This is a genomic window from Kaistella sp., from assembly GCF_032060305.1.
Lineage (GTDB): Bacteria > Bacteroidota > Bacteroidia > Flavobacteriales > Weeksellaceae > Kaistella > Kaistella yananensis.
The window spans coordinates 1-12,056 of sequence record NZ_DAMBHK010000059.1 but is presented as its reverse complement, the minus strand read 5'-3'; the positions used below and the strand labels follow the sequence as shown (position 1 = coordinate 12,056).

Genomic DNA, 12,056 nt, shown 5'->3' with positions numbered 1-12,056 from the left:
CTTGCAATAGATGTTCAGGAAGAAGAAGAATTTATTGAACGGTATTTGAATGATATTACCTACGAATTCCTGAAGCCTTACCGGCCGTAAAAAAAATTAGTTTAACTCACCGTAAATCCGCATCCGTTTTTCCAAAAATTATTAAAAAAAGCAGGTGTTATTTCTCCCGTTCCTTTAAAATTGATGCAATTTCTGCTAAAGAAAACCCTTTCGCTTTCAACAGAATCAAATAATGATACAATAAATCTGCTGCTTCGTTTTTAAAAAGTTCTGCATTGTCGTCTTTTGCTTCTATCACAAGTTCCACGGCCTCCTCGCCTACTTTCTGGGCGATTTTATTAATTCCTCTTTTGTGCAGTTGATTGGTGTAGGAATTTTCCACATCCTGATCAATTCTTTGATGAATGGTTTGCTCCAGCTGATACAAAAATCCTTTTGCAGTTTCTGTACGGAAACAGGAAACCGTTCCTTTATGACAGGTCGGCCCTTCCGCTTGCGCGAGAATGAGTAAAGTGTCGTCATCACAATCGAGCCTGATGTCTTTCACACAAAGAAAGTTTCGGGAAGTTTCGCCTTTTGTCCAGAGGCGGTTTTTGCTTCGGCTGAAGAAAGTTACTTTCTGCTCTATCACAGTTTTTTCGAACGCTTCTTCGTTCATATATCCCAGCATCAGCACTTGCAGGCTCACCTCATCCTGAATAATTACGGGAATCAGGCCATTTGATTTATTAAAATTGGGTTTCATATTCTTACAGGGATATTTTGAGTTTGTAAATACTTTTTAAGTTGAGGAATCGGGATCTGTCCGAAATGAAAAACACTTGCAGCCAATGCCGCCGTGACATTCGTTCTGTTGAAAACCTCCGCAAAATGTTCCATCGTTCCCGCTCCTCCTGATGCAATCACCGGAATGGTAACTGCTTCAGAGACTGCTTTGCTGATGTCTATGGCGAAACCGTTCTTTGTGCCGTCATTATTCATCGAAGTCAGGAGGATTTCACCGGCTCCAAGTTCGGCGCCTTTTTTTGCCCAATCAACGGTTTTTAATTCTGTAAAAACTGTCCCGCCACTGCGGAAAACCTTCCACTCATCATTCACAAATTTTGTATCGACTGCCAAAACGACGCACTGGTTTCCAAATTCACGCGCGATCTCGGTAATCAGTTCTGGTCTTAGGATTGCTGCAGAATTCAAACTGATTTTATCCGCACCGGAATCTATTATTTTTTTTGCATCTTCTAAAGTATTAATGCCGCCTCCGACCGTAAACGGAATATTGATTTCCGAAGCGATTCGGGTTACAAGTTCCGTGAGTGTTTTCCGGTTTTCGAGCGTTGCTGTGATATCAAGAAAAACCAGTTCATCTGCGCCTTCGTCAACATATCTTTTGGCAAGCTCCAATGGATCGCCGGCATCCTGAATATCAACAAAATTGATTCCTTTTACCGTTCTTCCGTTTTTAATGTCTAAACACGGGATGATTCTTTTCTTCAACATAATTCGGATAATTCTTTGAGGTTAATGGTGCCTTCATAAATGGCTTTGCCGATAATCGCGCCTTCGCAGCCAATATTTTTCAACTTCTGAACATCTTTTATTGTGGTGATTCCGCCACTTGCAATGAGACTGATGGTGGTGTCTGTCAAAATCTCTTCATACAGTTCAAAAGCCGGTCCCGAAAGCATTCCGTCCTTATCGATATCGGTCACGATACTGTATTTTGCACCTTTGTTCTCGTAGTCTTTAATAAAAAAAATCACATCAAGATTACTGTTTTCGAGCCAGCCATTGGTGGCAATCCTCCTGTTTTTACAGTCGGCGCCCAGAATAATTTTCTCAGCCACGTATTTCATGAGCCATTCCAACATCAAATCCTGATTTTGGGCGGCAATACTTCCCACAGTAATCTGCTTTGCACCACATTCAAAAGCAGTTTTAATATCGTTTTCGGATTTAATACCACCGCCGAAATCCACATTCAAATTCGTTTGGGAAACCAAAACTTCCAATATTTTATAATTGACAATCTGTTTGGCTTTTGCACCATCAAGGTCCACAACATGTAGATATTGGATGCCTGCATCTTCAAATATTTTAGCCATATCCAGCGGGTTTTCACTGTATATTTTTTGGGTGGAGTAATCGCCTTTGGTTAATCTCACACATTTTCCACCGATGATGTCGATGGCCGGTATAATTCTCATAAGTTTAGAAAGTTTTTTAAAATCTGTATTCCTGTTGGCGCAGATTTTTCGGGGTGAAACTGGGTAGCGTAGAAGTTATCTTTCTGTAGAGCCGCGCTGAAAGAGAGGATATAATCCGTTACCGCCACGGTTTCATCACTGATTTCCGCGTAATAACTGTGAACAAAATAGCAGTTCTCTTCGGGTTTTACGTTTTCAAAAAGTTTTCCTTTCACGGAGGTAAAATTATTCCAGCCGGTGTGAGGCACAAGATCTTCGGGCGGAAACTTTTTTACTTTTGTTTTAAAGATTCCTAAAGTTTCAGTTTCACCTTCTTCCGAAGATTCACAAAGCAGCTGCATCCCGAGACATATACCGAGAACCGGTTGCTTCAGGGATTTAATTACTTTACCGAGTCCCTTTTCTTTCAGATAATTCATGGCAGAAGCTGCTTCTCCAACTCCCGGAAGAATTACTTTTTCAGCACTTTTCAGTACTTCCGGTTCATCCGTAATAACTGTTTCGTAGCCGAGCCACTTTACCGCATTTTCCACGGAAAGCGCGTTTCCTGCATTGTATTTCAATATTGCGATCATAAAATTCCTTTGGTGCTAGGGATGTTATAGTTTTCGGTTTTGCTCACCGCCATTTTCACTGCTTTTGCAAAAGCTTTGAAGGTTGCCTCGATTTTGTGGTGTTCATTGTCGCCTTCAGCTTTAATATTGAGGTTACATCTTGCCTGATCGCTGAACGATTTAAAGAAATGGAAAAACAGTTCGGTGGGAACATCTCCGATTTTCTCTCTTTTAAATTCCGCTTCCCAAACCAGCCAGGGTCTTCCACCGAAATCCACGGCAATCTGAGCCAGGCAGTCATCCATCGGCAATAAAAAGCCGTACCGCGAAATCGCTTTCTTGTTTCCGAGCGCCTGTAGAAAAGCGTCGCCCAAAGCGATCGCAGTGTCTTCAACCGTGTGATGTTCATCAATTTCGAGGTCGCCTTTTACCTGAACTTTCAGATCGAGGTTGCCGTGTCTGGAAATCTGCTGCAACATATGATCGAAAAAAGGCAAACCCGTATTTATTTCTGAAACGCCGCTGCCATCGAGATTCACTTCAATATTGATGGAAGTTTCCAGGGTTTCCCTTTTCACTTTTCCGATTCTTGGGACCGATTTCAAGTACTGATAAATTTCGTTCCAGTCTTGGGTGACAAAAGTTGCCAGCGTATTTTCTTCTTCACCGATGAACATGGATTTTGAGCCTAAATTTTCCGCAAGTTTGATATCGGTTTTCCGGTCGCCAATGACGAAGGAATTTTCAAGATCGTAATTTCCGTAAATATATTTGCTGAGCATTGCAGTTCCGGGTTTTCTGGTGGGTTTATTTTCGTGCTCAAAAGACGGATCAATAAAGATTTCTGCAAAATTTACGCCCTCATTTTTTAAAGTATTGATGATGAAATTGTGCACCGGCCAAAATGTATCTTCCGGAAAAGAATCTGTTCCCAAACCGTCCTGATTGCTTACCATCACCAATTCATAATTGAGTTCTCTGGCAATTTTTGAAAGACTGCTGAAGACATTAGGAAGAAATTCGAGTTTTTCGAAACTGTCGATCTGAAAATCTTCAGGTTCACGGATGATGGTTCCGTCGCGGTCTATAAATAAAACTTTCTTAGTCATTGCTGAATTCTTTTAATGCATTTAATAATTCTTGATTTTCCTCCGCCGTTCCTACAGAAATACGCATACAGTTTTTGATGACAGAATTGCGGTTTCTGATGATAATTTTTCTTTCAATAAGCTTTTCATAGAGTTCATCAGCATTTTCTACTTCTACCAGAAGAAAATTGGCATCGGAAGGATAAATTTTTCTGATGATTTTTAAACCGGAAAGGTTTTGGATGAGTTGTTTTTTTTCAATTAAAATATTCTTTACTTTCTGATTAAATTCCGATTCTTTACCTAAAATTTCCAGGGCTGTATGCTGATTGACTGTGCTGATGTTGTAAGGTGCTTTCACGCGGTTGAAATAGGAAAGAATTTCTTCATTCATGTAACCGATTCCGAGACGGATTCCGGCTAATCCCCACGCTTTGCTTAAGGTTTGAATCACGATTAAATTGGGATATTCGTTGATTTTCTGAATGAAAGAAGGCTGATCGCAGAAATCAATATACGCTTCATCGATGAGTACGATTCCGTTAAAGTTTTTAAGGATAAACTCAGTGTCTTCAGTCCGCAATAAATTTCCGGTAGGATTATTGGGCGAACAGATAAAAATCAGTTTCAGGTTTGGATCCGAAAAATAAGGCTGTAAAAGATTTCTGTCCATCTGAAAATCCTCATCCAAAGGAAGTTTAATAAGTTCCACATTGTTGATATTTGCCGAAACTTCATACATTCCATACGTCGGAACAAAAGTCAGCGCTTTATCTTTGCCGGGTTCACAAAAAATCCTGAATGCCAGATCGATTGCCTCATCACTTCCGTTCCCGATAAAAATCTGCTTAGTCGAAATGTTTTTGAGTTCCGCCAATTTTTCTTTTAAAGCCGGCTGATAAGAATCGGGATAACGGTTGTAGATCCCGAACGGGTTTTCGTTGGCATCCAGAAAAATGCCTTCTTTTCCCGAATATTCATCTCTCGCGCTGGAGTACGGAGCCAAAGCCTGAATGTTTTTTCTGACGAGCGCCTGAATTTTATTTTTCATCCTGTATTTTTTTTAGTCTTATGGAAACCGCGTTTTTGTGTGCCAAAAGCTGTTCTGCTTCTGCCATCACCTCAATTGATCTGCCAATCTTCTGCAACCCCGATTTACTGATATTCTGGAAAGTAATTTTTTTCACGAAACTGTCTAAAGAAACGCCGCTGTAATTTCTGGCATAGCCGTTTGTAGGAAGGGTGTGATTGGTTCCGCTTGCATAATCGCCTGCACTTTCGCAGGAATAATTCCCCAGAAAAACCGAACCGGCATTCTGAATTTTGTCAGCAAATTCTTCAGCCTTTTCAATGGCAAGGATTAAATGTTCCGGCGCATATAGATTACTGAAATCTATACATTCGGTGATGGAATTTAACACCACAGAAAAACTGTTTTCGAGTGCTTTTTCAGCAACAGATGCTCTGGGTAAAACGCTCAGCTGCTCATTCAAAGCAATTTTCACTTTCTCTACCAGTTCCACAGAATCTGAAACCAAAACAACCTGACTGTCTGGTCCGTGTTCTGCCTGAGAAAGCAAATCTGAAGCTACGAAATCAGCATCAGCAGTGGAATCTGCAATTACCAGAACTTCACTGGGTCCGGCGGGAAGATCAATCGCGATGCCGTTTTTCTGAACCAATTCTTTGGCTTTGGTGACATACTGATTTCCGGGCCCGAAAATTTTGTCAACTTTAGGAACTGTTTCTGTACCGAAAGCCAAAGCTGCAACCGCCTGCGCACCACCTATTTTATAAATTTCGTTAATGCCAAGAAAAGAAGCGGTATACAAAACTGCAGGATTAATGTTGCCGTTTTTGTCGGGAGGCGTGCACAATACAATTTTCCCGCATCCGGCAATCATGGCGGGAATTCCCAACATTAAAACCGTTGAAAACAAAGGTGCAGAACCGCCGGGAATGTACAGACCGACCTTTTCAATGGCAACACTTTTTCTCCAGCATTTTATTCCAGGCATGGTTTCCACGGCTGGTTCTTTCACTTGCTGAGCGGAATGAAAAATACGGATATTGCCGGCCGCTACCTCAATAGCTTCTTTCAGATCGTCAGAAACTTCGGACCCTGCTTTTTCAATCTCCATCGCGGAAACTTTTATATTTTCTACCTCTACTTTATCGAAAGCCAAAGTCAGTTTTTTCAATGCCTTATCGCCTTCCAGACGTACTTCCTCTAAAACAGCAGCAACTTTTTCCTCCAGGTCTTCGGCAGGAAAAGAAGGCCGTTCACAGTATTCAGCCCAATCGGTATATGGTGGATTAATAATGGTTTTCATTGGATTAAATTTACGTGTTTTAAAGAATCATTTTTTCAATTGGGACTACCAGAATTCCTTCGGCACCAGCTTCTTTGAGTTCGTCGATAATATCCCAGAACTTCTCTTCACTTATGACGGAATGCAGGCTGCTCCACCCTTCTTTTGCCAATGGAAGTATCGTGGGGCTGTTCATTCCCGGAAGAATCCCGATAATTTTTTCGAGCTGATTATTCGGCGTATTGAGAAGAATATATTTGTTTTCTCTGGCCTTTTGAACGGAACGGATCCGGAAAAGTAATTTATTTAAAACAGACTGTATTTCTTCATCCAGATTTTGATTCGATACTAAAACCGCCTGGCTTTTAAGAACGGTTTCCACTTCTTTCAATCCATTGGAAAGCAAAGTAGATCCACTGCTTACAATATCGCAGATTCCGTCGGCCAAACCAATTCCCGGTGCGATTTCTACACTTCCGGAAATTACTTCTACCGTTGCGTTAATGCCATTTTCTCGGAAATAATTTCCCAGAATATTCGGATAAGAAGTGGCTACTTTTTTATTATTAAAGAATGTCAGCCCTTCATAATCAGTTTCCTTTGGAACCGCTAAACTTAAACGGCAGGCCGAAAAATTCAGTTTTTCAACGATGGTGATTTTTTTTTCGCTTTCGAGAAACACATTTTCACCAATGATGCCGATGTGGGCGACATTCTGCTCCACGTACTGCGGAATATCATCATCGCGTAGAAACAGAATTTCCACAGGAAAATTACTGGATTCGGTGATGAGTTTTCCGCCTCCGTTGGGAAATTTAAGACCGCATTCTTCTAAAAGCGCAATCGATTTTTCACTGAGCCGGCCACTTTTCTGGATGGCAATTTTGAGTTTACTCATATAATTTGTTTTAAAAATGCATGAGTAAATCGAAGGGAAAAAAAAGAACTTGAAAAAAGAAAATCCCGACTGATTTACTCAGGCGGGATTAAATATTGGTGATCTACAACATATCATAATCAGCTCGCGAGAGTGCAAGTATGAAAATGATGATGATGTAACTGATTGAACATTCTGTTTGTTTTGTGAGGACAAATGTAGGAACTATTTTTTATTTACACCGTAAAAAAATAAAAAATATTTGAATTTAAAATATATCCGGTTACAAACGGATAATTCTTTATATTTGATTATCAAAACTTTAAGTATGGAAAACTGTCTGGAATGTGGCGATAAAATTATCGGAAGAAGCGACAAGAAATTCTGCAACGATGGCTGCAGAAATTCCTTCAACAACAAACACAATAAAGATTCGACAAACCTGATGCGCAACATTAATAATAAACTGCGCAAAAACCACCGCATCCTGAGCGAACAGAAATTCACCGAAGGTAAAACCAAAACTACCCGAAATAAACTTACCTCCGAAGGTTTTGATTTCGAGTATTTCACCAGTTTGAAAATTTATAAAAACGGCGCAGAATATCGGTTTGTCTACGACATTGGTTACAAACTTTTAGAGGAAAACTGGATTTTGCTGGTGCGGAAGGAATAAGTTATATTTGAGCATAATTTTTTTAATGAAAAAACCTCTACTTCTCGCCTTTTTCTTTTTTCTTTCCGCTACATTTTTTAGTCAAAAACACAAAACAGATTCTGACGCTTTTTTCTATGAGAACAAGGGCCAGATTATTGATCAGAACGGTAATGCGAATCCGAACGTAAAATATCTTTTAAATGTTGGTGGATTAAATGTTCAGATCAAAACCGATGGTTTTTCTTACGATGTCTACGAAACTAAGAGAACTTTAAAGACTGACTCAAATAAATACGAAAAAGAGCCGCTAAAAAGCACGAAAAAACGTCCGGAATATGATATCGAACAGCAGTTTCACCGTGTTGATATCACCTTTGTGGGTGCAAATAAAAATCCTACAATTATTGCAGAGGGTAAATCGGCTGACTATGATAATTATTACAATCTTCCTCATCGCCCAGCAGGGGTGGAAAATGTTCACCGCTTCGAAAAAGTTATCTATAAAAACTTATACTCCAATATCGATTTATTTTTTTTCAAGCCGGCGGACACGCTGAAACCGGTAGAATACAATTTCATCATTCATCCAGGCGGTAAAATTTCCGATATAAAACTGCAATTTAAAGGAGCGCAAACCCATTTAAAAGACGGAAAAATATCAATGAATCTGCGGTTCGGCGAAATGCAGGAAAACATTCCCCATTCGTGGACCGACATCAACGGCAAAAAAGAAGACCTTACGGTGGAGTATGCGGATTTGGGAGATGACACTTACGGTTTTAAAACCACTCAGGATACTTTCAGCAAAACGGTAATTATCGATCCTGTTCCGACAAGAATCTGGGGAAGTTATTTTGGTGGAAACGGGGATGAATTTGGATGGTTAAAACCTGATCGATTTGATAATATTTTTTTACACGGCTATACATCAAGTACAAACAATGTGGCCACTTCAGGTTCCCATCAACCAACAATTATGGGCGGATATGATGCATTTATCAATAAAATTTCTAAAGACGGACAAAAGTTATGGGGTACTTATTACGGTGGTAATTACTCGGATGCTTCCGGCGGTTTAGACTTTGACAATAATGATAACATTTTTGTGGTAGCAGATATAAGCATCCCTAATCCTATGTATCCGGGAAATACATATTATTATTTTGCACAGCTCGCCATTTTAAAATTCAAGCCGGACGGAACTTTGGTTTTCGAAAAAATATTTGGAGGAAAAAGTAAAGACATTTCTTATGACTTAAAATATTATAATAACAACATTTATATTATAGGAGAAACTTATAGTGATGACCTTGCGACACCCGGTGCTTTTCAAAATAGCATTACAGTAGGTATGCAGGCTGGATTTGTTGGCAAGTTTAAAGCTTCTGACGGAAGTACGGAGTGGATTTCCTATATAACAGGTAATTCCCATACAACAGTGGGAAAAATCTTCAGTGCGAATAGTAATGGTATCGAAATTATTGCCACCACAAGAGCTACTGATTTTCCAATGGTGAACGCATTTCAGCCAACTAGTCATATAGCTCCAGGCAGTACCAACAACAATGGTTTATACCTGAATTTTTCCGAGAACGGCGCCTTGCTTCGCTCAAGTTACGTAGGCGAAAATCATTCTTACTATTTTGAAAGTGCGCGCAGGTTTGGCGATGAAATTTTCTTCGGCGCTCACGTCTACACTAAAAGCCAAGCAAGTTTTTTTGTTGCAAATCTTCTGACCAATACGGTTGTTGAAAAAAATATTCCAGTTGTATATGGATTGCAGACATCAACATATATTGATACTGGCCGTAATCTATTCGTCGCGAATTATGCCTGCCAAGGTGACGCTGGATTAGATCAAGTAGCAACACCCGGTTCGTTTATGGAGACGAGCGGCCCCGGATGCACCTCTCATTTTTTGAAGTACGACGAAAATCTTAATAAAATATGGGGTACTTTTTATCCCGGACATACGCAGATTCCGCTTATTACCAAAGACAACAGTAACAATATTTATTTTTGGGGCTTAAATTTTGGCACCACTCCCGGAATGGTAACTCCTGGAACATTTCAACAAACAGCTTCTGCAACGAATGACGAAATGTTTATCGCAAAGTTTGCAGACTGTAAGTCGACTGCTAACATCTCATATACCCCTACCTGTATTGGCCAGAACCTGCAGCTAAATGCCTCAGGCGGATCAACTTATGAGTGGTTCGGACCCAATAACTATCATTCAACACTACAGAATCCTGTTATAAATAATGCTCAGACAATTAATTCCGGAGAATATTTTGTGAGAATAACTGGTGGACAATCCTGCGGCGGAATTTTTTCACTAAATGTTAATATAGGAAGCCCAACCGGACCTGTTTTAGACCTCGCTGTTTTACCCAATTTAACAGGAGTTTGTAGCGTTACAGTTACGACTATACCTACAGCAACGACCGGTTGCGGCACCCAGATTATTGGCACCACGGTCGATCCTCTTACTTATACAATTCCCGGTAGTTATGTAATTCACTGGATATTCGATGACGGTCAAGGCACTATTTTAACTCAAAATCAAAACGTTACAGTGACGGGTGTTGCAAAGCCGGCGGCCCCTGCAGCACAAAGTTTCTGCAAAATCACTTCTCCAAAGATTTCCGATCTTCAGATTACGGGAACTTCCATAAAATGGTATGATGCTGCAGGAAATGCTTTAAGTGCAAACAACGTTTTAACTGACGGTACAAAATATTATGCAAGCCAGACGCTGAATGGCTGCGAAAGTGCCAAAACAGAAATTACGGTAACGCTCAATGATCCTACGGCACCGACAGGAAGTACTCAGCAGGATTTCTGTTCAGCCCAGAACCCTACTGTTTCTAATTTAACGGTAACAGGTCAGAATATAATTTGGTATGATTCAACAGGCACGATACTGACAGCTTCTACTCCACTTTCGGATGGTAAAACTTACTATGCAACCCAATCTGTAAACGGCTGCGAAAGTACAACCAAACTGTCGGTAAAAGTTGCTGTTGCGAATGGCGGAATTCCGGCAAATGATTATGCAACATCTTTCTGTAATGATACTACAGCAACTACTAAGACTGTAGATCTTAATAATTACAGAACAAGTCTTATTGCCAATACAGCAGGTTTAACCTTCGAATTCTTTGATTCTTTGAATCAAGCAATTCCTAATCCGGCAAACCAAAAACTGAACATCGGAGCAAATGTGTTTGATGTGAAAATTTCTAACACACTTGGCTGTTTTGTCTACGTAAAACTGGATTTAACTTTACATCCAAAACCAACACTGAATCTCCCTGCGAGCGCGGAATTTTGCTCAGGACAATCAGTAAATTTAGATGCAGGAAGCGGATTTTCTTCTTACGTATGGACGAAAGACAGCAATCCAACTATAATCTCGACAAAACAGACGCTTTCGGTTTCTGAGGTCGGAAAATACACGGTAAAAGTTAGAAATATTTTTGGATGCGAAAATACATCTTCTGTTATGGTAACGAAGTCATCTTTCGGAACGATTACGGGAGTTCAGATCGTAAATAATACGGCAACAGTCATTATGTCGAATTCTGGGGATTTTCTCTATTCTTTGGACAATGCTGTTTGGCAAACGTCAAATATATTTAGCAATCTGTCCAACGGAAGTCATACGATATTTGTAAAAACCTCCGGAAACTGCGTAATTGGGCAGATGAATTTCACGATTTTCAATGTTCCGAACAGTTTCACTCCTAATTCTGACGGCATTAATGATACATGGAAAATAGACGGAATGGAAATTTACCCGAATTCTGACATTAAAGTTTACGACAGAAACGGAAAACTGGTCCTGTCAAAAATAACCGCCGGAACTTTTGAATGGGACGGAAAATTTGATTCCCGTGCCCTTCCAACCGGAAGCTATTGGTATATCATTAAAGTTTCTGACGGGCGTATTTTAAACGGTTGGCTATTGATAAAAAACAGGAATTAGAGATGAAATTCATTTTGAAAATCACCTGCGATTCCTTATTTTTGCACCTGCGTTCGGGATGTAGCGCAGCCCGGTAGCGTACTTGCATGGGGTGCAAGGGGTCGCTGGTTCGAATCCAGTCATCCCGACAAAAAAAAGAGCAGTTCCAACATTGGATTCTGCTCTTTTTATTTTATATTTTGGCTAAAGCCGTCTTGGTTTTTAATAAATAAAGCGGGCTAAAGCCCGCTCCCATTCATTTTCCTATTATTCTCCTTCTTCCAAAAGGCGGATTTTATCTTCTAAAATTTCAATTTTTTTATCCCGGTACAATCCGCCGATGGCTTTCTTAAAATTCTTTTTGCTCATCTGCAGTTCCTGCTTTATTTCTTC

General features: G+C 40.1%; 10 protein-coding genes, 1 tRNA gene and 1 pseudogene. 3 read left to right on the top strand and 9 right to left on the bottom strand.

The window, feature by feature from the left end; all coding sequences use genetic code 11:
- Positions 1 to 157 precede the first annotated feature (157 nt).
- Genes hisIE through hisG form a run of 8 tightly spaced genes read right to left on the bottom strand, consistent with a single transcriptional unit; the run spans position 158 to position 7,056 of the window.
- Positions 158 to 745: a bifunctional phosphoribosyl-AMP cyclohydrolase/phosphoribosyl-ATP diphosphatase HisIE gene (hisIE, locus tag V5N63_RS08850; RefSeq protein WP_332033656.1), complete on the bottom strand. Its 588-nt coding sequence runs from the start codon at positions 743 to 745 to the stop codon at positions 158 to 160.
- Entirely contained in the window at positions 742 to 1,497 is a 756-nt protein-coding gene (gene hisF / locus V5N63_RS08845; RefSeq protein WP_332033655.1) for an imidazole glycerol phosphate synthase subunit HisF, read from the bottom strand. Before hisF ends, hisIE begins: the two co-directional genes overlap by 4 nt.
- Positions 1,491 to 2,204, bottom strand: coding sequence for a 1-(5-phosphoribosyl)-5-[(5-phosphoribosylamino)methylideneamino]imidazole-4-carboxamide isomerase (gene hisA, locus V5N63_RS08840; protein WP_332033654.1), 714 nt, complete (start codon positions 2,202 to 2,204; stop codon positions 1,491 to 1,493). The genes hisF and hisA overlap by 7 nt, the downstream gene beginning before the upstream one ends.
- Positions 2,201 to 2,779, bottom strand: coding sequence for an imidazole glycerol phosphate synthase subunit HisH (hisH, locus tag V5N63_RS08835; RefSeq protein WP_332033653.1), 579 nt, complete (start codon positions 2,777 to 2,779; stop codon positions 2,201 to 2,203). Before hisH ends, hisA begins: the two co-directional genes overlap by 4 nt.
- The gene (gene hisB, locus V5N63_RS08830) at positions 2,776 to 3,867 is read right to left on the bottom strand and encodes a bifunctional histidinol-phosphatase/imidazoleglycerol-phosphate dehydratase HisB (RefSeq protein ID WP_332033652.1); all 1,092 of its coding nucleotides are present in this window, start codon (positions 3,865 to 3,867) and stop codon (positions 2,776 to 2,778) included. The genes hisH and hisB overlap by 4 nt, the downstream gene beginning before the upstream one ends.
- Positions 3,860 to 4,897 (bottom strand): histidinol-phosphate transaminase, encoded by a 1,038-nt coding sequence (gene hisC, locus V5N63_RS08825; protein WP_332033651.1) that lies wholly within the window; start codon positions 4,895 to 4,897, stop codon positions 3,860 to 3,862. The genes hisB and hisC overlap by 8 nt, the downstream gene beginning before the upstream one ends.
- On the bottom strand, positions 4,887 to 6,179 hold the full coding sequence (gene hisD / locus V5N63_RS08820) for a histidinol dehydrogenase (protein ID WP_332033650.1): 1,293 nt from the start codon (positions 6,177 to 6,179) through the stop codon (positions 4,887 to 4,889). The genes hisC and hisD overlap by 11 nt, the downstream gene beginning before the upstream one ends.
- Positions 6,180 to 6,198: 19 nt before the next feature.
- Complete coding sequence (gene hisG, locus V5N63_RS08815) at positions 6,199 to 7,056, bottom strand: ATP phosphoribosyltransferase (RefSeq protein ID WP_265144230.1); 858 nt, start codon at positions 7,054 to 7,056, stop codon at positions 6,199 to 6,201.
- 307 nt (positions 7,057 to 7,363) lie between these two features.
- Here hisG and V5N63_RS08810 point away from each other — a divergent pair, with 307 nt between their 5' ends.
- From V5N63_RS08810 to V5N63_RS08800, 3 genes are all read left to right on the top strand, one after another.
- Positions 7,364 to 7,711, top strand: coding sequence for a hypothetical protein (locus tag V5N63_RS08810; protein WP_332033649.1), 348 nt, complete (start codon positions 7,364 to 7,366; stop codon positions 7,709 to 7,711).
- A 25-nt stretch (positions 7,712 to 7,736) separates the two neighbouring features.
- On the top strand, positions 7,737 to 11,684 hold the full coding sequence (locus tag V5N63_RS08805) for a T9SS type B sorting domain-containing protein (RefSeq protein WP_332033648.1): 3,948 nt from the start codon (positions 7,737 to 7,739) through the stop codon (positions 11,682 to 11,684).
- A gap of 54 nt (positions 11,685 to 11,738) precedes the next feature.
- Positions 11,739 to 11,812 (top strand) — tRNA-Pro (locus tag V5N63_RS08800).
- A 118-nt stretch (positions 11,813 to 11,930) separates the two neighbouring features.
- Here the strand turns inward: V5N63_RS08800 and V5N63_RS08795 are convergent.
- A pseudogene (locus tag V5N63_RS08795) lies at positions 11,931 to 12,056 on the bottom strand (RNA-binding protein); the annotation flags it as partial.